The sequence below is a fragment of the Micromonospora citrea genome, from assembly GCF_900090315.1.
Taxonomy (GTDB): domain Bacteria; phylum Actinomycetota; class Actinomycetes; order Mycobacteriales; family Micromonosporaceae; genus Micromonospora; species Micromonospora citrea.
Window position 1 is genome coordinate 5,175,120 of the sequence record NZ_FMHZ01000002.1, and the last position, 24,061, is coordinate 5,199,180.

19 protein-coding genes, 1 tRNA gene and 2 pseudogenes are annotated in these 24,061 nt (G+C 75.1%); 12 read left to right on the top strand and 10 right to left on the bottom strand.

Features of this window, described 5'->3' with window-relative positions; all coding sequences use genetic code 11:
• Positions 1-56: 56 nt before the first annotated feature.
• Positions 57-644 (bottom strand): NADPH-dependent FMN reductase, encoded by a 588-nt coding sequence (locus tag GA0070606_RS23735; RefSeq protein WP_091104381.1) that lies wholly within the window; start codon positions 642-644, stop codon positions 57-59.
• A gap of 94 nt (positions 645-738) precedes the next feature.
• Here GA0070606_RS23735 and GA0070606_RS23740 point away from each other — a divergent pair, with 94 nt between their 5' ends.
• The 5 genes from GA0070606_RS23740 (at position 739) to GA0070606_RS23760 (ending at position 5,011) form a co-directional block, all read left to right on the top strand.
• On the top strand, positions 739-1,221 hold the full coding sequence (locus GA0070606_RS23740; protein ID WP_091104384.1) for a MarR family winged helix-turn-helix transcriptional regulator: 483 nt from the start codon (positions 739-741) through the stop codon (positions 1,219-1,221).
• Positions 1,222-1,272: 51 nt separating this feature from the next.
• Positions 1,273-3,762, top strand: a complete 2,490-nt coding sequence (locus GA0070606_RS23745) for a transketolase C-terminal domain-containing protein (RefSeq protein ID WP_091104386.1) — start codon at positions 1,273-1,275, stop codon at positions 3,760-3,762.
• Between the two features lie 110 nt (positions 3,763-3,872).
• Complete coding sequence (locus GA0070606_RS23750) at positions 3,873-4,310, top strand: DUF3052 domain-containing protein (RefSeq protein WP_091104388.1); 438 nt, start codon at positions 3,873-3,875, stop codon at positions 4,308-4,310.
• 83 nt (positions 4,311-4,393) lie between these two features.
• Complete coding sequence (locus tag GA0070606_RS23755) at positions 4,394-4,861, top strand: peroxiredoxin (protein WP_091104391.1); 468 nt, start codon at positions 4,394-4,396, stop codon at positions 4,859-4,861.
• A 78-nt stretch (positions 4,862-4,939) separates the two neighbouring features.
• Positions 4,940-5,011: transfer RNA gene (locus tag GA0070606_RS23760), tRNA-Val, on the top strand.
• A gap of 268 nt (positions 5,012-5,279) precedes the next feature.
• Here the strand turns inward: GA0070606_RS23760 and GA0070606_RS23765 are convergent.
• The 4 genes from GA0070606_RS23765 to GA0070606_RS32660 form a co-directional block, all read right to left on the bottom strand.
• A complete protein-coding gene (locus GA0070606_RS23765; RefSeq protein ID WP_176737400.1) occupies positions 5,280-6,410 on the bottom strand; it encodes an ankyrin repeat domain-containing protein in 1,131 nt (376 codons plus the stop codon).
• Positions 6,411-6,581: 171 nt separating this feature from the next.
• Positions 6,582-7,472 (bottom strand): hypothetical protein, encoded by an 891-nt coding sequence (locus tag GA0070606_RS33465; RefSeq protein ID WP_245724784.1) that lies wholly within the window; start codon positions 7,470-7,472, stop codon positions 6,582-6,584.
• A 144-nt stretch (positions 7,473-7,616) separates the two neighbouring features.
• Complete coding sequence (locus GA0070606_RS23775; protein WP_091104395.1) at positions 7,617-8,186, bottom strand: DoxX family protein; 570 nt, start codon at positions 8,184-8,186, stop codon at positions 7,617-7,619.
• 335 nt (positions 8,187-8,521) lie between these two features.
• Complete coding sequence (locus tag GA0070606_RS32660; RefSeq protein ID WP_176737401.1) at positions 8,522-9,394, bottom strand: hypothetical protein; 873 nt, start codon at positions 9,392-9,394, stop codon at positions 8,522-8,524.
• A 136-nt stretch (positions 9,395-9,530) separates the two neighbouring features.
• On the opposite strand from GA0070606_RS32660, the gene GA0070606_RS23785 reads away from it, so the two are divergent.
• The gene (locus tag GA0070606_RS23785; RefSeq protein WP_176737402.1) at positions 9,531-11,399 is read left to right on the top strand and encodes a sigma-70 family RNA polymerase sigma factor; all 1,869 of its coding nucleotides are present in this window, start codon (positions 9,531-9,533) and stop codon (positions 11,397-11,399) included.
• 97 nt (positions 11,400-11,496) lie between these two features.
• Positions 11,497-12,294, top strand: coding sequence for an alpha/beta fold hydrolase (locus GA0070606_RS23790; protein WP_091104403.1), 798 nt, complete (start codon positions 11,497-11,499; stop codon positions 12,292-12,294).
• Between the two features lie 79 nt (positions 12,295-12,373).
• On the opposite strand, the gene GA0070606_RS23795 is transcribed toward GA0070606_RS23790, so the two are convergent.
• Together GA0070606_RS23795 and GA0070606_RS23800 are read right to left on the bottom strand one after the other, a co-directional pair.
• Positions 12,374-13,132, bottom strand: a complete 759-nt coding sequence (locus tag GA0070606_RS23795; RefSeq protein WP_091104406.1) for a hypothetical protein — start codon at positions 13,130-13,132, stop codon at positions 12,374-12,376.
• Positions 13,133-13,248: 116 nt separating this feature from the next.
• Positions 13,249-13,989, bottom strand: a complete 741-nt coding sequence (locus GA0070606_RS23800) for an SDR family NAD(P)-dependent oxidoreductase (RefSeq protein ID WP_091104409.1) — start codon at positions 13,987-13,989, stop codon at positions 13,249-13,251.
• A 252-nt stretch (positions 13,990-14,241) separates the two neighbouring features.
• Here GA0070606_RS23800 and GA0070606_RS23805 point away from each other — a divergent pair, with 252 nt between their 5' ends.
• Entirely contained in the window at positions 14,242-15,387 is a 1,146-nt protein-coding gene (locus tag GA0070606_RS23805) for a polysaccharide pyruvyl transferase family protein (RefSeq protein ID WP_091104411.1), read from the top strand.
• A gap of 6 nt (positions 15,388-15,393) precedes the next feature.
• Here the strand turns inward: GA0070606_RS23805 and GA0070606_RS23810 are convergent, their stop codons facing one another.
• Positions 15,394-15,600: a hypothetical protein gene (locus GA0070606_RS23810; protein ID WP_091104414.1), complete on the bottom strand. Its 207-nt coding sequence runs from the start codon at positions 15,598-15,600 to the stop codon at positions 15,394-15,396.
• 83 nt (positions 15,601-15,683) lie between these two features.
• Between GA0070606_RS23810 and GA0070606_RS23815 the strand changes: the two genes are divergently transcribed.
• The gene (locus GA0070606_RS23815) at positions 15,684-16,205 is read left to right on the top strand and encodes a DinB family protein (RefSeq protein WP_091104418.1); all 522 of its coding nucleotides are present in this window, start codon (positions 15,684-15,686) and stop codon (positions 16,203-16,205) included.
• 44 nt (positions 16,206-16,249) lie between these two features.
• Here GA0070606_RS23815 and GA0070606_RS23820 read toward each other — a convergent pair whose 3' ends face one another.
• Positions 16,250-17,122, bottom strand: coding sequence for a carbohydrate kinase family protein (locus GA0070606_RS23820; RefSeq protein WP_091104420.1), 873 nt, complete (start codon positions 17,120-17,122; stop codon positions 16,250-16,252).
• 93 nt (positions 17,123-17,215) lie between these two features.
• Positions 17,216-19,399: a N,N-dimethylformamidase beta subunit family domain-containing protein gene (locus GA0070606_RS23825; protein ID WP_091104423.1), complete on the bottom strand. Its 2,184-nt coding sequence runs from the start codon at positions 19,397-19,399 to the stop codon at positions 17,216-17,218.
• 232 nt (positions 19,400-19,631) lie between these two features.
• On the opposite strand from GA0070606_RS23825, the pseudogene GA0070606_RS34060 reads away from it, so the two are divergent.
• The 3 genes and pseudogenes from GA0070606_RS34060 to GA0070606_RS34065 all read left to right on the top strand — a co-directional run.
• A pseudogene (locus tag GA0070606_RS34060) lies at positions 19,632-20,166 on the top strand (ATP-dependent helicase); the annotation flags it as partial.
• Between the two features lie 77 nt (positions 20,167-20,243).
• A pseudogene (locus GA0070606_RS23830) lies at positions 20,244-23,000 on the top strand (DEAD/DEAH box helicase); the annotation flags it as partial.
• A complete protein-coding gene (locus tag GA0070606_RS34065; RefSeq protein WP_091104428.1) occupies positions 22,997-24,052 on the top strand; it encodes an SWIM zinc finger family protein in 1,056 nt (351 codons plus the stop codon). The pseudogene GA0070606_RS23830 and the gene GA0070606_RS34065, both read left to right, overlap by 4 nt.
• The last annotated feature ends 9 nt before the right edge of the window (positions 24,053-24,061 follow it).

Below are 24,061 nucleotides of genomic sequence, written 5' to 3' on the forward strand. Positions count from 1 at the left end.
CGGCGATGCGCCAGCGGGCGGCCGGATTCGCGGCCGACTTCCCGTGCCCGGCGCGGTCAGGCGGCGGCGGTGGCGAGCCGGGTGATCCGGGTGCGGGTGGCCAGGGCGTCGAGCAGCCCGCGCAGCAGGGCCTCGGTGGTCTCGTCCCGGATCGTGCCGTCCGGGCCGATCTTCTCGTGCGCGTTCGTCACGATGACCTCCGGCTTGCTGACCACTGCCGAGTCGGTCCAGAGGAAGAGCTGCCGGAGCTGGAGCTGGGCCCGTACGGTGCCCATGCCGGTGGGTGCCGCGCCCATGACGGCCACGGGCTTGTGCGCCAGAGGCGACACCCACGAGGTGATCGGGAAGCTCGGCCGGGACGCCCAGTCGAGCGCGTTCTTGAGCACGCCCGGCACGCCGTAGTTGTACTCCGGGGTGGCGATCAGCAGCGCGTCCGCCGCCGCGATCCGCTCCCGCAGGTCCGTCACGGGCGCCGGCGGCTCGGCCTCGACGTCCTCGTTGAACGGCGGGATCGCGCCGAGGCCCTCGTAGCGCTCGATGGTCATGCCCTCGGGGGCGAGGCGCCGGGCGGCGTGGATCAGCGCGGTGTTGAACGACGCGTCGCGCAGGCTGCCCGAGAGGGCGAGGACCGAGATGTCGGACATGGCGGGTCTCCTCCGTGTGGTGCTCTCCGCGATTTGCGTGAGCTGCTCAATAGTGAAGCTGCTCAACTATTGAACCGCAAGTACGATGTGAGACATGCCCCAGCCCAGCGCCCCCATCGGCCGACCGGATCCCGGCGACGGCTCCGGGCTGGCCGGCGACGTCGTGCGACGGATCATGCACGTCGCCTCGGCGCTGCGGCACCACCAGGCCGTGGAGATCGGCGCGCTGGGGCTCACCCCCGCCGCCGCCCGGGCGCTGCACGAGCTGGACCCGGACCGGCCGCTGCCCGCCCGGGAACTCGCCACGGTGCTGGGCTGCGACCGCTCCAACGTGACCGCGCTGGTCGACAAGCTGGAGCGGGCCGGGCTCGTCGAGCGGCGGGTCGACCCGGTCGACCGGCGGCAGAAGACGCTGGTCGTCACCGACGAGGGCCGGCGGATGCGGGCCCGGGTGCGCCAGGTCATGTCGGACTCCCGACTGCTCGCCGGGCTCACCGCCGACGAGCTGGCGACCCTGCGCGAGCTGGTGTGGAAGGTCTCCGACGGGGGCTGCCCCGAGTCGTGCGGCGACGACTGACCCACCCCGCGCGGTTCGTGTCCGAGTGGGCGAGCCGGGCGCTCGTCGGTAATGCTGTCCGACGTGACCACCCCGCAAGATCTCGACGACCGGTTCCGGGAGGCGCTGGCCGCGCTGGCCGCGCCGCAGCAGCGGCGTGACCCGGCACGGCCGGTCACCGACGACGCGACGCTGACCGGCGCGCGGGTGCTGGACCTCTTCGACGCCCAGGTGACCAGCCGGCAGCTCGACCTGGCCGGGCGCTGGCTGCGCAGCTTCGGCGAGGGGTTCTACACGATCGGCTCCGCCGGCCACGAGGGCAACGCCGCGGTCGCCGCCGCCCTGCGTGCCGGCGACCCGGCGCTGCTGCACTACCGCTCGGGCGCCTTCTACTGCGTCCGGGCCGGCCAGGCGGCGGAGGCCGCCCGCGCCGCCGCGCCCGATGAGGCCGTCCCGCCGGACCAGCCCGCCCCGCCCAGCCAGCCCGGCGCGCCCGACGCCGGAGGTCCGGCCGCCGACGGCGACGCCGCCGGAACGCACGACCCCGGCCCGGACCAGCCGGCCGCCGAGGACCGGCCGCTTCCCCCGGGGTACGCCGAGGCGGCCCGCGACGTGCTGCGCGGGATGGTCGCGTCCAGCCGGGAGCCGATCGCCGGCGGGCGACACAAGGTCTTCGGCCGGGCCGACCTGGCCGTCGTCCCGACCACGTCCACCATCGCCTCGCACCTGCCCCGCGCCGTCGGGATGGGTCTCGCGGTGGAACGGCTGCGCCGGCTGGACACCGCCGGCCGGCGGGCCGGTGACGCGGTGCGGGTCGGCAGCGGCGGGGGAGCGACGCACGCGCCCTGGCCACCGGACGCCATCGTGGTCTGTTCCTTCGGCGACGCCTCGGTCAACCACGCCAGCGCCACCGCCGCGTTCAACACCGCCGGCTGGTACGACCACACCGGCCTGCGCATCCCGGTGCTCTTCGTCTGCGAGGACAACGGCCTCGGCATCAGCGTCCGCTCCCCGAAGGGGTGGGTGGAGACCACGCTGCGGTCCAAGCCGGGGATCCGCTACTTCGCCGCCGACGGCGGCGACCTGGTGCGGGCGTACGAGGTGGCGGCCGAGGCCGCGGCCTGGGTGCGGCGGCACCGGCGGCCCGCCGTGCTGCACCTGTCGACGGTGCGGCTGATGGGGCACGCCGGCGCGGACGCCGAGACCGCGTACCGCGGCGCCGACGAGATCGCCGCGGACCTCGACCGCGACCCGCTGGTCGGCACCGCGCGCCTGCTGGTCGGCGCCGGGGTGGCCACCGGCGAGGAGCTGCTGGCCCGCTACGACGAGATCGGCTGGCAGGTGCGCCGCATCGCGGAGGAGGTGCTCGACGAGCCGAAGCTGGCGACGCCGGCCGAGGTGGTGGCGCCGCTGGCCCCGCGCCGACCGGCGCGGGTCGCCCGGGCGATCGCCGACGCGGCGGCGCGGGCCGGGGGGTCCGGCGCGGCCGCCCGCGCGGAGGCGTTCGGCGGCAAGCCGCCCGAGCTGGCCGGCCCGCTCACCCTGGCGCAGAGCATCAACGCCGCGCTCGCCGACGGGATGCTGGACCACCCGCAGATGGCCGTGTTCGGCGAGGACGTCGGGGTCAAGGGCGGCGTGTACGGGGTGACCAAGGGGCTGCGGGACCGCTTCGGCGCCGCGCGGGTCTTCGACACGCTGCTCGACGAGACCTCGATCCTCGGGCTCGGGCTCGGCGCCGGGCTGGCCGGGATGCTGCCCGTGCCGGAGATCCAGTACCTGGCGTACCTGCACAACGCCGAGGACCAGCTGCGCGGCGAGGCGGCCACGATGCGGTTCTTCTCGCAGGGGGCGTTCCGCAACCCGATGGTGGTGCGGGTCGCCGGGCTGGCCTACCAGGAGGGCTTCGGCGGGCACTTCCACAACGACAACTCGGTGGCCGTACTCCGGGACGTGCCGGGCCTGGTGATCGCGGTGCCGGCGCGGCCGGACGACGCCGCGCCCATGCTGCGCACCTGCCTCGCCAGCGCGGCGGTGGACGGCAGCGTCTGCGTCTTCCTGGAACCGATCGCGCTATACCACACCCGCGACCTCTACGCGGACGGTGACAACGAGTGGCTGTCCGACTACGCCGAGCCCGGCGCCTGGACCGGCGGGCACGTGCCGGTCGGCCGAGCCCGGGTCTACGGGGTCGGGTCCGCCGAGGACGTCACGATAATCACGTTCGGTAACGGGGTGCGGATGTCGTTGCGCGCCGCGGCGACCCTCGCCGACGAGGGGATCGGCACCCGGGTGGTGGACCTGCGCTGGTTGGCCCCGCTGCCGGTGGCCGACGTCATCCGGGAGGCCGCCGCCACCGGCCGGGTGCTGGTGGTGGACGAGACCCGCAGGTCGGGCGGGGTCGGCGAGGGCGTGATCGCCGCCCTGGTCGACGCCGGATATGTGGGCGCGGCGCGGCGAGTGGCCGGAGTTGACTCGTTTGTACCATTAGGTCCGGCGGCGCGTCAGGTTCTGGTCTCGGAGGAAGCAATTACCCAGGGTGCCCGTACGCTCCTGGCACGGTAAATTCCGTTCCACCCGGTGCGCCACTTGCGCGGGGAGCCACAACTGTGTGGACTTGCCTGACGGCGTCGCACGACGCCGCCGGCAGGGATGAGATGAGGAGGCACGCGACAGTGAGCGCGACCGCTGGTCAGGCCGCCGACGGGGTACGCAGCCTGGCGGACCGGTTCGGGATCGAGCCGGGGATGGTCGTCATGGAGATGGGGTACGACGACGACGTCGACCAGGATCTCCGGGACGCCCTGACCGACCGCTGTGGAGATCTGGTCGACGAGGACACCGACGAGGTGGTCGACGCGGTGCTGGTCTGGTACCGCGACGGCGACGGTGATCTCTTCGAACTCCTCGTCGACGCCCTCGGCCCGCTGGCCGACAACGGCGTCGTGTGGCTGCTCACGCCCAAGGCCGGGCGCGAGGGGCACGTGGAGCCGAGCGAGATCGCCGAGTCCGCGCCCACCGCCGGCCTCCAGCAGACCTCGACGGTCAACGCCGGCCGGGACTGGAGCGGCGCCCGCCTCGTCCTGCGTCGCGGGGCCAAGGGCAAGAAGTAGTCCCCTCAGCGGCGATCACCCGGCGGCGGTCGCCGCCGGGTGTGGCAGGCTGATGTCACCTGACCCCATCCTGAGGAGCTCGCATGCCGATCGAGGTTGGCGCCGAGGCGCCGGACTTCGTGCTCAAGGACCAGAACAACCAGGAGGTCCGGCTCTCGGACTTCCGTGGCAAGCGCACCGTGCTGCTGGTCTTCTACCCGCTCGCCTTCACCGGGATCTGCCAGGGTGAGCTGTGCGAGGTGCGGGACAACCTCAACGAGTACGTCAACGACGACGTCCAGGTGCTCACCGTCAGCGTCGACTCGGTCTACGCCCACAAGATCTGGGCCGACCGGGAGGGCTACCAGTTCCCGCTGCTGGCCGACTTCTGGCCGCACGGCGCGGTCGCCCAGGCGTACGGCGTCTTCAACGACGTCGCCGGCATCGCCAACCGGGGCACCTTCGTCATCGACAAGGCGGGCGTGGTGCGCTTCGCCGAGATGAACATGCCGGGGGAGGCCCGCGACCAGCAGGGCTGGCGCAAGGCGCTGGCCGAGGCCGTCGCCGCCTGACAACCGGGCACGCCGTACGACCGGGCCGGTGGCGGCAGGGTAAGCTTGCCAACCTCCGGCCCGCCGTACGGGCGTTCCGGGCGCGTAGCTCAGTGGGAGAGCACTCGCCTTACAAGCGAGGGGTCGCAGGTTCGAAACCTGCCGCGCCCACACTCTGACCAGCAACGAGAACGGGCCGCCGATCATCGGCGGCCCGTTCTCGGTTCAGTCGTCGTCTCGGTCAGCGTTCTCAGCCTGAGCTGTCCGGACAGTCCCTTGAGCGCTGTGCCGTCAAGGTATAGGTGGTCTTCGCGGGTCAGCGGCTGTGGGGATGAGGCGTTGCAGGGCAGCGTGGGCGGGTGGGGCCAGGTGGGCTTGCCGCGGGGCGGCCGTGGACGCCGGTGTCGCCGAGGGATGCCGCCGAGGACCGAGCCGTCGGTCAGGGGCAGCTCCAGACCAACGTGACCTGCTCGTGGTGCCGCGGGCACTGGAGGACGTAGCCAACGCCGCTGTGGTCCCCGTCCCGCCATTGGTGATCCTCCGTGTCGTGGAAGATCTGCAGGATCAGTTGCCGCATCGGCTCACCGTCCTCCGGGCAGGGCGGGTACCTCGAATCGTGCACCCAGCACGGCCAGCCGCCGAGTTTGTCGCCGGAGCGGTTGAGCTTGAACTTGGCGTCGCGCTCGTCGCGGGTCAGTGAAGCGTGGTCGATTGCCTCGTCGAACTCGTCCAGGTAGGTGGGATGGTCCTTGATCGGGCGATGCCAGCCGGTGACGGGGTGCGCGGGAATCACCTCGACAGAATCGGGCGCTTCCGCCGGTGCCGTCGGGCTGGCCGAATCGATGATCCGGATCAGGTTCCCACCGGGGTCGGTCGGATCGCATTCGAGGCAGTAGAACATCTGCAGCAGCCCGGAGCCGAAGCGATCGTCGTCGACGCTCGGCGCCTGACCGAGGTCGATCTGGCCGTGAAAGGTCAACGGCTCCTCGCAGTTCGTGCACACCGGCCACGGTTCTCCGGCGCGGAGACTCGGCAGCCCTCCCAGTTGCGACCGGGTGTCCGTCGTCGCGGCCTCGCCGTACTCGATGACGGGTTTCCAGGCGTCGCGTGCGCTGGTGGCCCACCGGTGCGCGAGCCGCTCGATGTCGGGCTCGTCCGTCGTGACAGACCTGGCCCCCCGATCGAGAAGCGACGCGATGACGGCGGTGTCGCCGAGGTCTTCCGCGATGTCCAGCGGGCGTCGTAGTTCCCAGGGCGAGGTCGCGTTCACGTCGGCCCCGGCGTCGAGCAGGACGGCGACGGCCGTGACGTCGCCGCCGCGGATCGCCTCGATCAGCGGCAGCCCGCCGTTCGAGTTCGGGTCGGCGCCGGCGTCGAGCAACGCGCGGAGCAGGGGCGTGCTGCCGGGCCGGGCGGCGGCGAGAGCCAGCGACGTGTCGAGGCTCCACTGCTCGGGATCGTGGCGCAGGACGCATTCGAGCAGGTCGAGGCGCCCCCGCTGGACGGTGACGTGCAGCGCTCGCTCGACGGCCTCTCCGTGGGCGTCGAGATAATCGGACAGGACGGTCACGTCGCCGAGATCGACGGCCCTTTCAAGATCCATGCGCGGATGCTACGACAGCCGTCACCGGAAGACCGTCCCTTGAGGACGGCCGTCGACCACGCGCACCGATCGGTGGCGCGAGGTGCCGGGTGCCGGAAACGGTCGGAGGCCGATCCGCCGCAGCCGCCGGGCCTTCCGTCAGGCCGGGCCGTTCAGTTGGCGGGCCAGGGAGCGCAGCCAGGGCTCGGCCAGCGCCGGCTCGCCGGCGATCGCCTTGGCGAGGCCGCGACGTCCGAGAGGGCTGCGGCCGTACCCCACCAGGGCGACCGCCTCGGCGAGTGCCTGGCGCGTCTCGTCCTCGCGGTTGGGGCCGTCGTCGGGCAGGTGCCAGCGGTCCGGCCGGAAGGATCGCGTGAGCTTCGTCTGGTGGTCGCCGAGGTACGACCACACGGTGCGGTCGAGGGAGACGTTCACCACCGCCCGGGCCGGGAGGCGACGAGCCCACCCCGCGTGCTGCTGCCACCGCCAGGTCTTGGGACTCGTCTTCAGACGTCGGGTGACACCGACGAAGCGGAGCTTGCGCCGGACGACGTCCCAGGGCTCGCGCGCCTCGATGACCCATTCGTCCAGCAGGTTGAACAACTCCGTGAACGTCGATCCTTCCCAGACCACGTCCACGAAGACCACGGGTCGGTTGCGCCGGGCCAGGGCCTGCGGCGTCACACCCAGCTCCGTCAGGACCCGACGTGCCGCCGCTCGCTGCCCGGCTGTCAGAGCCGGCAACCGCCACCTCTGCCCTCCCGCCTCGATCGGCCGCCGTGCGAACGAGAAAGGCAGCCGCGCCAGGCGCTGCTCGGTGGAGACGCCCGCCAGAGCGCCGCTGAGGAGGTCGAACATCGAGTCCAGCGACCGGCCGACGAACAGGAGGTCGCCGTTGCCGCTGCGGGCCAGCGTCCTGCCGGCGCACTCCACCAGGTCATCGACGAACCACAGGTTCGGCTCGGCCGTGCCGGCCAGCATCGAACCGAGCTGGTCGGGCGTCGCCAGGTCCCAGCGGAACGGCAGACTGGCCTCGACCCGCTCGCGCACGGCCACGATTCTGCCAACCGGCGCGGCGACCGGCGAGAGCAATTCGACGACCACCGTACGCACCGGGCCGGGCGGTGCCGCCCCGTGGCCGGGCGGTGCCGCCCCGTGGCCGGGCGACACCCGTCGGCCTGCGGACCCGAGCGGTCAGAACCGCACGTTCGTCATCGTGTACCAGGTCGGCGCGAACACCGTGACGGCCAGCACGCCGAGGACCGCGGCCGACGCGAGGATCCCCGAGGTGGTGAGGGGCGCGGGTGCGACGGGCCTGCGGTCCCACCGCCCGACCGCGATGAACGCCGCGACCCCGCCCAGCACGACATTGGCGGGCATCAGCGCGTACTCGCCGCGCGTGAGGTGGAAGCCGGCGGCGAGGACCATCGTCAGCGCCAGGCCACCGGCGGCGAGCGGCGTCAGCTTCGGCCTGACCCGGGTCATCGCCGGCAGGATCAGGCCGACGCCGCCGAGGACCTCACAGGCTCCGACGAAGACGATGATTGCCTGCGGCACCGCCGCGTACCACGCCACGGCCTGGGGGGCCGCCGCATACAGGGCCTCGTCGTACATCAGCACCTTGCCGAAACCGCTGCCGGCGAAGAAGAAGCCCGCCAGCACCTGCAGCAGCCAGAGGACGCCGTTGAGGGTGAGCCTCGCTCCACGAGCCTGTGCCGGCCGCTGCCCGTGCTCGGCCAGGTTCACCTCGGTGTGAGAGTTCATGTTCTGCGACTGCCTTTCTTCCGTCTGGCGGTGGATCGTGCTGACGGGAGTCAGTCGACCATCGGGGCGCCGAGGCGTGCGTCGTCCCTGGGACACCGCGGGACACGCGAGACGCGGCACACCAGCGGAAACATGCTTCCGATCCGTCGCGGTGGGCTGGGACGGGCCAGGTGGCCGCTCCCGCCGCGAACACGTCCGCCGGAGACACCAGCGGTCCACACCGCAGCGCGACCGGCACGCAGCGGCGGGCGCCGTCGACCGGCACGCAGCGGCGGGCGCCGTCGACCGGCGCCCGCCGCGTCCGCGTTCGTCGTACCGCCGGCCGGGTCGGTGGGTCAGCTCGCGCAGACGGCGTACGCGCGCACCTTCCAGTTGCTGCCGAAGCCGTCCTCGTCCTCCACCGCCGACACGGTGACGGTGGTCGACGTGGTGGCCCGCATCTGGGTCAGGCGCACCTGCCCGTCGCCGCCGAGGATCTCGCCGCCCACGCCGTGCACGCGGGTGCCGGGCGGGCAGGTGGCGACGACCGACCGGGTGGCGGCGGAGGTGTAGTCGCTGTCGTTTGTCACCCGCTGCTCACCGGGCAGCGGGTCGGCGCAGATCGCGGTGGCGTCCAGCCACCAGCTGTCGTCGAAGCCGGTGCCGTCCTCGGCGCCCGCCACCACGACGCTGTTCTGGTGGATGCGCAGGTCCTCCAGGACGACCTCGCTGTTCGGCGCCCCGACGACCGCGCCGCCGACCCCGATGGCGCGCTTGCCGAGGGGGCAGGACTTCTCGAACCAGTTCGAGGTGCCGAGGCTGGGCGCCGAGCTGCCGGACACCATCACCAGGCCGGCGGGCGGCCTGGCACAGATCGCGCTCGCCGTGACCGCCCAGTTGCCGCCGACCCCGTTCTCGTCCTCACGGCCGGTCACCGAGTACGCGTCGCCGCCGACCAGCGGCCGCATGATGTCCATGCCGACCTGCCCGAGGCCGGAACCGGTGATCGCGCCGCCGCCGCCGATGACCTTGGTGCCCGTCGGGCAGGGCGCGTTCTGCGACTTCGCGATGCTGTTGCTGGGGCCGGTCGTCGTCTGGATGCTCAGGCCGGGCACCGCCGCCACCGGCCCGGCGAGGGCGAGCTGGCCGAGCACGAGCGCGCTCAGCGTGGCCCCGCCCACGGCGGCCGTCCGGCGCGACCAACGGGTGAGCTTCGATCCTTCTCGCATGGTGTCTTCCCTTCCGGGGGTTGTTCGTTGCGATGACACCGGTAGGAGCGCGGTCGGGTCGGGATGCCAACAGAAAGCGCGAAGAAAAAAATTCCGCCGCTTTACTGGACCCGTCGACGAGCAGCGAGGGACACGGATGGACACGGCGGCACAGGACGACACCGCACTGGTCGAGGCGCTGCGGCGCGGCGAGCGGGCCGGGCTGGAGGGCATGTACCGGCGCTACGCCGACCGGCTGTACACGTACGCCCGGGCCATGCTGCGCGAGCCGGACGCCGCCGCCGACGCCGTCCACGACGCGTTCCTCACCGCCGCCCAGCGCATCGGCCAGCTCCGCGAGGCCGACCGGCTGCGCTCCTGGTTGTACGCGATCGTGCGCAACGAGTGCCTCCGACAGCTCCGGGAGCGGTCCCGTTCCCTGCCGCTGGAGGAGGCCGGCGAGCCGGCGGCCGACGTGGCCGACCCGGGCACGGGCGTCAACGCCGAGCAGGTACGCGACCTGGTGCACACGGCGGTCGCCGCGCTGAACCCGGGCGACCGCGAGGTGGTCCACCTGGCCATCCGCCACGACCTGTCGTCCGCCGACATCGGTACGGCCCTCGGGGTGCCCACGAACCACGCGCACGCCCGGCTGTCGCGCGCCCGCTCGCAGCTCGAACGGGCGCTGGGGGCGCTGCTGGTGGCCCGCACCGGGGCCCGGGACTGCCCGACCCTGGCCGGCCTGATCGACGGCTGGCAGGGCCGGCTCACCCCGATCCTCCGCAAGCGGGTCTCCCGGCACATCGAGAGCTGCGCCGTGTGCGGCCTGCTCCGACGGGAACAGCTCAGCCCGGCGGCGCTGTTGTCGGCGTACACGGCGCCGGCCTTCCTGGTCGTCGCGGACACGGTGTGGCCGAGGCTGGCCGGGGCCGGTGCGGCCGGCGGTCCGGCCGCCCACCCGGCCGGTCCGACCGGCCCGGCCGACCCGACGGTCGATCCGGCCCCGACGGCCGACGGACCCGCCGGGGCCGGGGACGCCGCGACGGCGGCCGGGCCGGCGGACGGAGCGACGCCGGCGCCCGGCGGAGGGACGGCCTCGGACGCCGCGGCGGTGGCTCCGGACGGCCCGACGGCGGCCGATGCGCCGCCACCCACCGACGGTGCGACGGCAGCTTCCGCCGGCCCGGAGACGCCCGCCGACGGCACGCCGCCCGCCGACGGCACGCCGCCCGCCGACGGCACGCCGCCCGCCGACGGCACGCCGCCCACCGGCGGTGGGACGACGACCCGCGCGGCGGCCGCGCCCCGCGCCACGGCGCACGCCGTGCGGGCGGCCCCACCGGCCGGCCGCGATCGGCGCCGTCGACGGCTGGCCGTCGGCACGGCTCTGCTGATCCTCCTCGCCGCGCTCGGCACCTGGGCGCTGGGGCAAGGTCGCCCGACCGCCGCGCGAGACGGCTCCGCCCGGCCGGCGGCCGAGACCCTCGGCGATCCGGCGACGCCCGTCGCCGCGCCGCCGCCGTCCGGCCCGGCGGGGGAGGCGGGCACCGGACCTGCCACCACCACGCCGCCGCAGCCCGCCGCCGGCCCGGCGTCCGGGACGGCAGCCGCGCCGGCGGGCGGCACCGGCACCGGCCGGACCGCCGCACCCGACGCCGCGCCGGGTGGCTCCGCAACGGCAACCTCCCGGCCCCCGGCCGTGCCCCGGCCGACCGCCTCGCCACAGCTCGCCGCGCCGTTCACGGTCTCCGCCACCGCGCGGGTGCGGTGCGGCGCGGACACGTACAGCCTCGTGGTGCAGGCCACCGGCAGCGCCAGGCTCGGCGACGCGGAGGTGCAGTGGACACCCGCCGGGGCGCGGACGTCGACCCGGGCCATGACGGTGGACGGTGCGACCGCACGGGAGACCGTCGGGCGACTGCGGGCGCCGTCGCTTACCTGGTCGGTGCGGGCGACCACCGTGGACGGTCGCACGGCGCGGAGCGCGACCCACACGGTCACCGACCCGTGCGTCCGGCCGGGATAGCTCCGCCGCCCGGCACGCCGCCCCGGACCGGGCGGAAGGCAGAGGGATCGCGCGCGGAACAGCCCGGGACAGCCGGCCGCCGGGGTTGGATGAGGGCGTGAGCTACGTGGAGGTCGACGGGCTGCGCCTGTGGTACGAGGAGCACGGCGAGGGCCGTCCGCTGGTGCTGCTGCACGGCGGCTTCGGTGCCGTCGAGACGTTCGGGGCGATCCTGCCGGCGCTGGCCGGGCGGCGCCGGGTGATCGCGGTCGACCTGCAGGGCCACGGGCGCACCGCCGACGTCGACCGTCCGCTGCGCTACGAGTCGATGGCCGACGACGTCGCGGCGCTGATCAGCCGGCTCGGCCTGACGGAGGTCGAAGTCCTGGGCTATTCGCTCGGCGGTGGGGTGGCGCTGCGCACCGCCGTCCAGCATCCGGCGTTGCTGCGCCGGCTGGTCGTGGTCTCCGCGCCGTGCCGGCGGCGGGGCTGGTATCCCGAGGTGCTGGCGGGCATGCCGGAGCCCGACGAGGCGGCGGGCGAGCGGATGCGGGGCACCCCACCGCACCAGCTCTACGCCCGGATCGCGCCCCGGCCCGGGGACTGGCCGAGACTCTGGGCGAAGACGGGGGAGCTGCTGCGGCGCGACTACGACTGGTCGGCCGAGGTGGCCGCCCTCACCGTGCCCACCCTCCTCGTCTTCGCCGACGGCGACTCGGTCACCACCGCGCACATGGTGGAGTTCTTCGGCCTGCTCGGCGGCGGCCACCGGGACGCCGGCTGGGACGGCACCGACCGACCTGCCTCGCGGCTGGCCGTACTGCCCGGGCTCACCCACTACGACATCGTGGCCTCGCCGGCGCTGCCGGCGGTGGTACTGCCCTTCCTGACCCGTCCGGCGCGGGCGCCCGGTTGACGGGAGGCGGCGGGGTGGGTTCGGGCGCCGGCCGGGCACGGCGGGTGCGGGCCGCTGCCGTGCCCGGCCGGGACGTCCGTCAGAGGAAGGCGTACGCCTCGTCGTCGGCGTCCTCGGTCTCGCCGGCGGGCGGAGCGGCCACCGACACCGGCTCGCCGAAGCCGCTCATCCGCATCTCGGTGACGAGATCACCCAGGCTCTTGGTGGCGATGGTGTAGGACAGCTCGGTGACCCGGCCGTCGGCGTCGACCGTCGCCTCGAACGGGATCGCCCTGGGGTCCTTCGCCAGCTTGGCGGACGCCTTGATGCCGTCGCGCATGCCGCTCTCGGTGCTGGCGGCCTCGGCCGCCTTCTCCAGGTCGGTGATGCCCCGGTAACGGCCCTCGCCCACCTGCTCGGCGGAGACGATGCCGCCGATGACGCCGGTCTGCGACTTGAAGTCGAAGGACTGGCGCAGCGTGCTGCCCGGCCGGAGCTTGGTCAGGTCGATCTTCATCCACGCCTTGCCGCCGTCCGACGGGTCCGACTTGACGTAGGCGGCGTCACCGATCAGCCGGGCCTCGATCGGTTCCGGGGCGTTGCCGGTGATGTGGAGCACGCGCGCCGCCGGGTCGACCTTGCCGTGCAGCTCGATCGACATCGGGCCGGCCTTCACCGAGGCGTCCATGGTGAGCGTGCCGGAGAGGCTCCGGTCCATGCCCTGCCGGACGACGGCGATCGGATCGGCCGCCGACGTGGCGGGGGCGGGGGAGCTCGCGGCGGAGCCGTCGGAGCCGGTGCCGCAGCCGGTTGCGAGCACGGCGAGGGCTGCCGCGAGGGCGGGGATCAGTCGACGCATGGTTGCGACCCTAACGGGCGGCGCCACCCGTTTTCGGCCGCCCGAACAGCCTCCGGTTCCCGGACCTGGGCGGGGCCGGGCGCGGCGGAGGAGTGCCGCCGCGCCCGGCTGTCGGGTCAGCCCGTGAAGCCGCCGTCGACGTTGACCACCGCGCCGGTCACGTACCCGGCCTCCGGGGCGGCCAGGTGCGCGACGGTGGCGGCGATGTCGGCCGGCGCGGCGAAGCGGCCGAGGGCGGTGAAGCCCGCGATCGCGGCCGCGTTCGGCCCGTCGGCCGGGTTGGTGTCGGTGTCCGTGGGCCCCGGGTTCACCAGGTTGGCCGTGATCCCGCGTGGGCCGAGCTCCCGGGCCAGTCCACGGGTCAGCCCGATCAGCGCGGTCTTGCTCATCGAGTAGAGCGACAGGCCGGGGAAGACGGCCCGCTCTCCGACGTTGCTGCCGATGCTGATGATCCGGCCGCCCTCGGTGAGGTGGCGGGCGGCGGCCTGGGCGGCGAGGAAGGGGGCCCGGACGTTCACCGCGAGCGTCCGCTCCACCTCGTCGTCGCCCAGCTCCGTGACCGGACCGACCAGGAACACCGCGGCGTTGTTGACCAGGATGTCGAGCCGGCCCAGTGCCGTGGCCGTCCGGTCGACGGCGTCGCGGACGGCGGCGGGGTCCGCGCTGTCGGCGCGGATCGCCAGCGCCCGCCGGCCGAGCGCCTCGACCTGCTTCGCCACCACCGCCGCGCGGTCGGCGGAGTTCTCGTACGTGATCGCCACGTCGGCCCCGTCCTGCGCCAGGCGCAGGGCGATGGCGGCGCCGATGCCCCGGGCGCCGCCGGTGACCAGGGCGACCTTTCCGTTGAGTGTCGTCATGCCACTGATCTTCCGAGGACCGGCGTCCAGGGTCTGGCGGTGATCGGACGCCTCGTTGCGGCCCGAAAAGGCGGTAGCCGCCCTCGTGTCCCGGACGGCCGGGTCCTGCGCTGCGTGGACGTGTCGGCGGCGGGACCGGCCCGACCCGGGAGGCGACCGCCGCCCGCCACCGGCCGGGGTGAGCCGCGGTCAGGAGTGTTCCCCGGCGCAGCGGGAAACCGTCCCCCCGACGCACCTGGGGAGGAGCGACGGATGACGCATGGCGGCGGACTGACGATCGGCGTGCTCGGCTCGTACGGGGGGCGCAACCTCGGCGACGAGGCGATCCTGACCGGCCTCCTGGCCGACCTTCGGGAGCAGGAGCCGAACGGGCGGATCATCGTCTTCTCCCGCAATCCGGAGCACACCCGGGTCGCTCACCCGGACGTGGAGGCGGTGCCCTGGGAGGGCGTCAGCCGCACCGACTCGGCGCTGGTGCTGGCCCAGCTCGACGTGCTGATCCTCGGCGGCGGCGGGATCCTCTACGACCGGGAGGCCCGCCGCTACCTGCGGGTGGTCCGGGTCGCCCAGGAGCGCGGGCTGCCGCTGCTGACGTACGCGGTGGGGGTGGGGCCGCTCAGCGAGGGCGTGGACACCGGCATGGTGCGGGAGACCCTGGCCAGCGCCGCCCAGGTGACCGTGCGGGACCAGGAGTCCCGGATGGTGCTGGAGGAGGCGGGGCTGCTGAACCCGATCACGGTCACCGCGGACCCGGCGTTCCTGCTCGAACCCGAGGACTTCCCGGCGGAACTGCTCCGCGAGGAGGGGGTGCCGGCCGGGAAGCGACTGGTCGGGATGAGCGTACGGGAGCCGGGCCGGGCCGCCGAGCGGCTCGACGTCGACGGCTACCACCGCCTGCTGGCCCAGATCGGCGACTTCCTCGTGCACCGGATCGACGCGTACGTGCTCTTCGTCCCGATGGAGCGCGACGACATCCGGCACTCGCACGGCGTGCTGTCGCACATGATCGCCGCCGAGCGGGGGCGCATCCTGCACGGCACCTACTCGCCCGAGCAGGTGCTCGGGCTGATGCGCCACTTCGACCTGGCCGTCGGGATGCGGCTGCACTTCCTGATCTTCGCCGCGATGGTCGGCACGCCGTTCCTGCCGCTGCCGTACGCCGGCAAGGTCTTCGACCTGGCCCAGCGGCTCGGCGTGCCGGCGCTGCGCGGCGTGGAGCGGGAGGTCGAGGGCCCCCTGCTCGCCGAGGTCGACCGGCTCTGGGACGAGCGGGAGCAGCGGGCCGACGCCACCGCCCGACGGGTGGCCGAGGTGTGCGAGCAGGCCCGGGGCACCTCGCAGGTCACCCGGGCGGTGCTGGAGAGCCTGCGCGCCCGCACCCTGAGCCGGGTGGGCTGAGCGCGCTCAGACGGCCGGCCCGCGCCAGCAGTAGCGCCACCCGTCCGCCCCGGCATCCACGGACTCCAGCTCGTAGATCTCCGCCTCGGCCAGCCCTTCGGGGCCGAGGTGGTGGTGGGTCAGCGGCGGGCGGCCGTTCGGGTCCAGCTCGACGGTGACCGTCTCGCCGTCGGCCGCGCCACCCACCAGCGGGATTTCTGCCGATGATGCCATGCGCCCATCCTGCCCCGGCCGGCTCGGCGCCGCAGCGGATAGCGGGGCAGCGGGCGGAGTGTCCGGGCGACTACCGTCGGCGGATGGCGGAGATTGCGATCGACCCCACGCTCGGGCCCGTGCTGGCCCGCACGGGCGACGAGCGGGCCGTGCTCGAGTCGTTCCTCGACTTCCACCGGGGCGTGCTGCTGCGCAAGCTGCGCGGCCTGTCCGACGCCGACGCGGCGCGCCGGCTGGTGCCGTCGGCCACCACCGTCGCCGGGCTCGTCAAGCACCTGACCCTGGTGGAGCGGAACTGGTTCCCCTGCCTGCTCGCGCCCGGTCCCGGCGACGTCTACCTCACCTCGGAGGAGGACGCCGTGGCCAGCTTCGCGCTCACCGGGGAGGACACCGTCGAGCGGCTCGCCGGGGCGTACGAGCGGGCCTGCGCCCGGTCGCGGGAGGTCGCCGGGCGGTTCGACCTCGACCACGTCGTGCCGCACCCGCAGCTCGGCGAGGTGTCGCTGCGCTGGATCCTGGTGCACATGATCGAGGAGACGGCCCGGCACGCGGGCCACGCCGACATCCTGCGCGAGCTGACCGACGGCTCCACCGGAGCCGTCTGACCGGCCTCCCCGCCTCGCGGCGGCGGGCGGAGCATCGCACGGGTTCAGGGGCGCGGCAGCAGACCGGCCGGATACTCCATGCCGTCGTGGGTGCAGGCCGTCGCCGCGACCCGGGCCGCGTACGCCGCCGCGTCGCCCAGCGGCGCGCCGCGCAGCCGGGCGGCGATCACCCCGGCCGCGAACGCGTCCCCGGCGCCGTTCGTGTCGACGACCGGGGCGGGCGCCTCGGCGGCTGCCACCCGGACCGGGCCGCCCCCGCCGGTGTGCAGGTCGGCGCCGTCCGCCCCGTGGGTCACCAGCACCGTGCGGGGCGCCAGCGCGGCGGCGAGCGCGCCGGCGTCCGCGCCCAGCCGGACCCCGCTGACGAAGACCAGGTCGGCCGCCTCGGCGAAGGGGCGGTGGTACGGGTTCCGGCCGTCCCAGTCGTGCAGGTCGGTGGAGAGCGCGGCGCCGTCGGCGAGCGCGGCGCGCAGGTCGGGCAGCAGCGGCGGCACCCAGTCCATGATCGACACATGCACGTGCGCCGCCTCGCGGACCAGCGCGGCCAGCTCGGTCGCCGGGAACGGGGCCGGCCCCCGCCAGGGACGCGGATCGTAGAGCGACATCCGCCGGCCGGCCGGGTCGACCATGTTCACCGACCGCCGGGTGCCGGCCGGGGCGTCGCGCAGCACGGTCCGCACACCGGTGCGCGCCAGCGCCGCCCGGACCACGTCCCCGGCCGGGTCCGCGCCGAGCACGTCGACCACCGTCACCCGGAGCCCCAGCGCGTGCCCGGCGAGCGCCACCCCGGCGCCGGTGTTGCCGATCCGCAGCTCGATCGGGTCGACGGTGACGGAGTCCGCCGCGGGCAGCGGGATCGCGGGCACCCGCACCCGCATGTCGACGCCGAGGCCGCCGACCACCAGAAGGTCGATCACGCTCCGACCCTAGCCGACCTCCTCGCCGCGCCCGAGCCGCCGGGTGGCGCGGGCGGGCCGGTGCGACACCGCCGGCCGACCCGCGCCCGGCGGTCACTCCAGCGGCCGGGGTTCGACCTGCTCGGGCGCGGGGGCGGTGCGCTGCCGCGGCGCCGTCGTCCGCCGGACCGCCGGCCCGTCGGTCAGCGCCAGGTCGAAGACGTTGCGGAAGAGCCTGGACATCGCCGCGTCGGTCGCCAGCGCCCCGGCGAAGGTGATCGAGGACGCGCTGAAGACGAACCCTCCGTTGGGCTTCCCCACCAGCACCATGGCCGCGCCGCCGCCGGTGTTCTGCCCCCGGGCGATGACCTCGCTCGGCTCGACCTCGCCGTCCAGGTTCAGCAGCGCGTCGGTCTCCCAGCCGCTGGCGGCGCCGTTGTAGCCGGCGAGGCCGAAGCGGCTGCCGACCGTCAGGCCGGTGCCGGCCAGCAGCTTGTGGTCACGCAGGACCGCGTACGGGGCGAAGGTGAACCAGCTCGCGCTGGTGTAGTTGACCCCGAGCAGTTGCGAGGCCGGCAGGCCCAGCGAGTTGTAGGTGTCCCGCCGCCCCTGCGGGGTGCGGAACGTGACGGCGCTGCGGTCCTCGCTGAACCGCACCCGCTCGTAGAGGCCGTTGCCGCCGGCGTAGATGACCCGGCCGCCGCCGGCCTGGTAGTCGGCGAGGTGCTGGCGCATCTGCTCCGACCAGTATTCCGGGTGGCTGCCCAGCACCAGCACCCGGTAACGGGTCAGCCAACCGCCGGAGACGTGCAGGTCGGTGTCGTCGTAGCAGTCGAACTCCAGCCCCTGCCGGGTCATCCAGCGCATCAGCAGCACGTCCGACCAGAGGGTGTGCTCCAGGTTGCCGGTCGCCTCGACGTTCAGCTCGGTCGACGGCCGGCGCAGGGTGAGGGTGCGTGCCCCCGCCAGGTCCCCGCAGTACTGGTAGTGCCCGCCCCAGGTGTTGTAGGCGTGGTAGGTGTTCGTCGGCAGCAGCATCGCGATGTCGTTGCGGGGCGCCGCCGGCTTCACCACGAACGGCACGTGCCGGCGCAGCGAGTGCGGGCCCTCCAGCCGGGCGGCGTACAGGCCCGACGGCCAGCTCGACGGGATCGACAGCGCCAGGGTGTCCGACCAGTCGCAGCCCGAGTGCAGGTAGCCGGTCGGGAGCACCTGAAGCCTGCCGGTCACGTCGGTCGGCGCCTTCACCACCTCGGGCGCGCCCTCGGCGGGCGCCACCCGCACGACCGAGGCGGTGAACGTCGGGAAGGTGGTGGAGACGGCGATCCGCGCGGTCGAGCCGGCGGTGACGGTCGGCGTGCGCGCGTACCCCTGGAGGGCGGCCTGGCTCTGGAGGGTGAAGCCGCTGCCGACGGTGCGGCCGGAGCCGCCGTTGGCCCAGCTCGCCCGCCGGTCGGCGCCCACCCTGTTCCAGTTGGTGATCCGGTAGGCGACCAGGCCGCCGGTGGCGCGCTGGGCCGGGGCGCTCGGCCGTACGCCGTAGAGGGTGCCCTGCCCGCCGCAGACCAGCCCGTTGATGGTCAGCTCCTCGAAGCCGGCGCCGATCCGCATGCCGGACCCGGCCGCCCACCGGCCGCCACCCAGGTGCTGGTACCAGTGGACGTTCCCGTGCCGGTACGCGTAGATCACCCCGGAGCCGTCCGCGACGCCCTGGTAGCTCTTGAAGCCGCGCGTGATCCGGCTGCCGCCGGTCCACGTCCCCGTCGACGGGGTGTACTGGTAGCCGTAAAGGTCGCCGTCGGCGTCGACCCCGTAGACGGCGCCGCCGAAGCCGAAGAGGCGGGGGAACTTCCCGAAGCCGCTGCCGATCTGCCTGCTGCCGCTCCAGTAGCCGGCCCCGGTGGTGTGGTTGGTGCAGACGTAGCGGTAGTAGTGGATGGTGCCGTCCGCGCGTACCCCGTAGAGCGAGCCGTCCCCGCTGCCGAGCACCGTGCGGAACTGGTGCCAGCCCGACCCGATCCGGCGGCCGGAGCCGCTCGCCCACCCGGTCACGCCGGTCTGCCAGCCCCAGTGCCGGTACCAGATCAGCGCCCCGTCGGCCTGGATGGCGAAGATGACCCCGTTGCCGCCCGGGACGAGCTGGATGAACCGCTGCTCCGGGTCGTAGGTGGGGTCGGCGGCCCGTGCCGGCTCGGCGGAAGCCGCGAGCACCGAGGGCGCGGCGGTGGCCGCAGCCAACGCGCCGCCCGAGGCCAGCACACGGCGCCGGGTGATCCGGCGGGGGACGCGCAGTGACATGTGTGAGCAACCTTCCCGTTATCGAGCCAGGGAAATCTAGCGACCCGCGAGGGCCGCCGAGGACCCGGATCGGAGGGTGGAGGGGAAGATGGCCGGAAGGGCGGGGGGAGATCGGCCGATCGGGGGACGGGTGCCGTCCGACGGTTTCGTCCACCCGGGGCGCGGTGTGCTGGCCGAGGCGGGCGCGCCCGGCCGGATATCCTCGCCGAGGTCGTCACGGGGAGGGGGACGCGTGCTGGTCGTCCACGGGGTGTGGCGGTGGGGTGTCGGGCTCGCCGTCTGGGCCGAGGACAGCACGCTGCCGGCCCGCGCGTCGCGTCGCGCCGGCCGACCGCCCCGGGAGCGGCCACACCCGTTCGCCGCGGACCACGCGACGCTGGCCGCCGCGCTGGCCGATGCCGCCGAGCCGGCCGACCTCGACACGGCGCTGCTCACGCTCCCCACCCGGGCCGGCGCGCCGCTGGACTCACCGGAGCTGGTCCGCACCGCCGTCGCCGACCCCGTCCGCGGGCCGGTCACCCTCGCCGGGTGGCGCGTTCCTGTCCTCCGGTACGCCCCGGACGCCGCCCTGCCCCTGCTGCGCGGGCTGGGCGGGCTGGCCGTCGTGCCCGGCGCGACCCTGCGGCACCTCGCCGAGCTGGCCGACTTCGCGGTCGACCTGGCGGCCCGGGGCCGGGTCCTGCCCGGCCTCGCCGCCCCGACGACTGCCGACTCCACCGCCGGCCCGACGGTGGCCGACTCCACCGCCGCCCCGCCGCGTCGCGGGGCCGCCGCTGGGCCGGCGACCGCCGGGCCCCGGCGGGACGACGACTGGTCCGTCGGGGACGGGCGGACGCGGGTGGCCGCCCGCGCGGTGTGGCGGCCCCTGCTGACCGGCACCGACGCCGCCTGGGCGCGGGCGCTCGCGCTGGCGCTGCCGCCGGCCGCGCGCGCCGCCGGGCCGGCCCACCCCGGCCCCGCCGTCACCGGTCCGGGCGGCTCGCCCGGCGTCACCGGTCCGGGCGGCTCGTCCGCCGTCACCGGTCCGGTCCACGCGGGCGCCGTCGCCACCGGGCCGGCCCGCCCGGACCCCGCCGCCACCGGTCCCGGCAGCGACGACGGTCCGGGCGGCGCCGACGGGCCCGGTGCGCTGGTCGCCGACGCGCTCGACGCGCTCACCGACGCCGCGGTCCGGGCGACCCTCGCGGAGACCGCGCTGGCCCGGGGCGTACGCCCGAACGGGGCGGTGCCCGCGTGGCTGGCCGCGCTCACCGGGCCGGTCCGGGACTTCGCCGCGGAGCCGGCCGCGCTGGACACCCTCCGTGCCGAGCTGGACGCCTGGCAGCGCGACGCGGCCGGCGGTGCGGTGCGGGCGAGCTTCCGACTGGTCGAGCCCCCCGCCGACGAGATCGCCGAGCCGGTCGTCGTGGTGCCGGCCGACCCCGCGGCCACGGTCGCGACGGCCGGGCGGTGGCGGGTCGAGTTCGGGCTCCAGGCCGCAGACGAGCCGAGCCTGCACGTGGACGCCGGCCAGGTCTGGCGGGCACCGGAGACCGTCGCCGGGCTCGCCGGTCGCGGGGGCGACCCGCAGGAGACGCTGCTCGCCGAGCTGGGCCGGGCCAGCCGGCTCTGGCCCGAACTGGACGCCGCCCTGCGCACCGCGACGCCCGAGGCGCTGGAGCTGGACGTCGAGGGCGCGCACCGGTTCCTCCGGGAGGGCGCGCCGGTGCTGCACGCCGCCGGCTTCGCCGTGCTGCTGCCCTCCTGGTGGCGGCGCCCGTCGTCCCGGCTCGGGGCGCGGTTGCAGGCCCGCAGCCGGACCGCCCCGGGCACCGTCGCCGGCGACGGCGGGGTCGGACTGGACGCGCTTGTCGACTACCGCTGGGAGGTGGCCCTCGGCGACCAGCCGCTGACGGCCGAGGAGCTGGCGTCGCTGGCCGCGCTGAAGACCCCGCTGGTACGGCTGCGCGGGCGCTGGGTGGAGCTGGACCCGAAGCGCCTCGCCGCCGGTCTGCGGCTGCTCCGCTCCGCCGGCGAGCTGACCGTCGCCGACCTGCTCCGTCTCGGCCTGGCCGACGACGAGCAGCCGGACGCGCTGCCCGTGCTGGAGGTCAGCGCCGACGGCGCGCTCGGCGACCTGCTGGCCGGGGCGGTGGAGCGGCGGCTCACCCCGCTCGACCCGCCGCCCGCCTTCCACGGCACGCTGCGGCCGTACCAGCGGCGGGGGCTGGCCTGGCTGGCGTTCCTGCAGTCGCTCGGGCTGGGTGGGGTGCTGGCCGACGACATGGGGCTGGGCAAGACGGTGCAGCTGCTCGCCCTGCTCGCCGGGGATCCGCCGCAGGCCGGCCCGACGCTCCTGGTCTGCCCGATGTCGCTGGTCGGCAACTGGCAGCGGGAGGCGGCCCGGTTCACGCCGGGGCTGCGCGTACACGTGCACCACGGCGCGGAGCGGGCGCGGGGGGCGGCGTTCACCACGGCCGTGCACGACGCGGACCTGGTCCTCACCACCTACTCGGTGGCCGCCCGGGACGCGGTCGACCTGGCCGGCATCGACTGGCACCGGGTCGTGGTCGACGAGGCGCAGGCGATCAAGAACGCCGCCACCCGCCAGGCGGAGGCGGTCCGGGCGCTGCCCGCCCGGCACCGGATCGCGGTCACCGGCACGCCGGTGGAGAACCGGCTGGCCGACCTGTGGTCGATCATGCAGTTCGCCAACCCGGGGCTGCTGGGGCCGGCGGCGAGCTTCAAGAAGGCGTACGCCGAGCCGATCGAGCGGCACGGCGACGCCGAGGCGGCCGAGCGGCTGCGCCGGATCACCGGCCCGTTCGTGCTGCGCCGGCTCAAGACCGACTCCTCGATCATCTCCGACCTGCCCGAGAAGCTGGAGATGGAGGTGGTCTGCAACCTGACGGCGGAGCAGGCCTCGCTCTACCGGGCGGTGGTCGACGACATGCTGGCGCGCATCGAGTCCAGCGACGGCATCGAGCGGCGCGGGCTGGTGCTGGCCACCATGACCCGGCTCAAGCAGGTCTGCAACCACCCGGCCCAGCTGCTGCGCGACGGCTCGGCGCTGCCCGGCCGTTCCGGCAAGCTGGCCCGGCTGGAGGAGATCCTGGACGAGGTCCTGGCGGCGGGGGAGCGGGCGCTGCTCTTCACCCAGTACGCCGAGTTCGGCGGCATGCTGCGCGGCCACCTGTCGGCCCGGTTCGGGCGGGAGGTGGTCTTCCTGCACGGCGGCGTCGGCAAGGCCGACCGGGACGCGATGGTCACCCGGTTCCAGTCCCCCGGGGGCCCGGCGATCTTCGTGCTGTCGCTCAAGGCCGGCGGCACCGGGCTCACCCTGACCGAGGCCAACCACGTGGTGCACGTCGACCGGTGGTGGAACCCGGCGGTCGAGGACCAGGCCACCGACCGGGCCTTCCGGATCGGCCAGCGGCGCCGGGTGCAGGTGCGCAAGTTCGTCTGCGCCGGCACGGTGGAGGAGAAGGTGGCGGCCCTGATCGCCGACAAGCGCACCCTCGCCGCCTCGGTCGTCGGCACCGGCGAGCAGTGGGTCACCGAGCTGTCCACCGCCCAGCTGCGGGAGCTGTTCACCCTGGAGGCCGGGGCGGTGGTGGAGTGAGCGGGCCGGTGGAGGGCGGCGGCGGGGCGGACGGCCGGTTCGCCGACTACGGCCGGCCGCGCCGGGTCGACGGCGGGCTCAAGGCGCGCAGCACCCGGGGCGCGATCGGGCGGTCCTGGTGGTCGCGGCGCTTCCTGGAGGTGCTGGAGTCCTTCGCCCTCGGCACCCGGCTCACCCGTGGCCGGTCGTACGCGCGGGCCGGCCAGGTGGTCAGCCTGGACGTCGCCCCCGGCACGGTCACCGCCGTCGTGCAGGGCTCCCGCGCGCAGCCGTACGAGGTGGGCATCGCCCTGCCGGTGTTCCCGGAGGCGCTGTGGGCCCGCGTCGAGGCGGAGCTGGCCGCCCAGGCGTTCTTCAGCGCCCGGCTGCTCGCCGGCGACCTGCCCGCCGAGCTGGAGGAGCTGTTCGCGGCGGCCGGCGCCCCGCTCTTCCCGGGCGGGGTGGCGGACCTGCGCCAGCGGTGCAGCTGCCCCGACTTCGCCGTGCCCTGCAAGCACCTCGCGGCCACCTTCTACCTGCTGGCCGAGGCGTTCGACGCCGACCCGTTCCAGCTGCTGCACTGGCGGGGCCGGGGCCGGGCCGAGCTGCTCGACCGGCTGCGCGCCCTGCGGGCCGAGGCGGCCACCGGCGTCGACGCGCCGGCGGGTCCGACCGGAGTGCGGCCGGACGGCGCCGGCGACGGGCCGCCCGACGCGGAGCGGGGCGGTGCCGGCGACGGGTCTTCCGGTGGCGGCTCCGGTGGCGTTGCGACCGGCCTGCGGCACCACGGCCCCGGCGACGGCTCGTCCATGATGGACGGCGACGGTCGGGACGCCTCGGTGGACGTCGCGCCGGCCGGGGCCGCGCGGGCGCTCGCCGGCCTGCCGCCGGCACCCCTGGCCGACGCGGTCGACCGGTTCTGGCTGCCGCCCGTCCCGCTGCCCGACCGGCCGCCCAGCCTCGCGACCGGGCCGGACCTGCTGTTGCGGCAGCTCGGCGCGCCGGCTCCCGCCATCGGCGGGCCCGGCCTGGTCGAGCGGCTGCGGCGGGCGTACCGGCTCCTGGGCCGGTGAGGGCGGCCG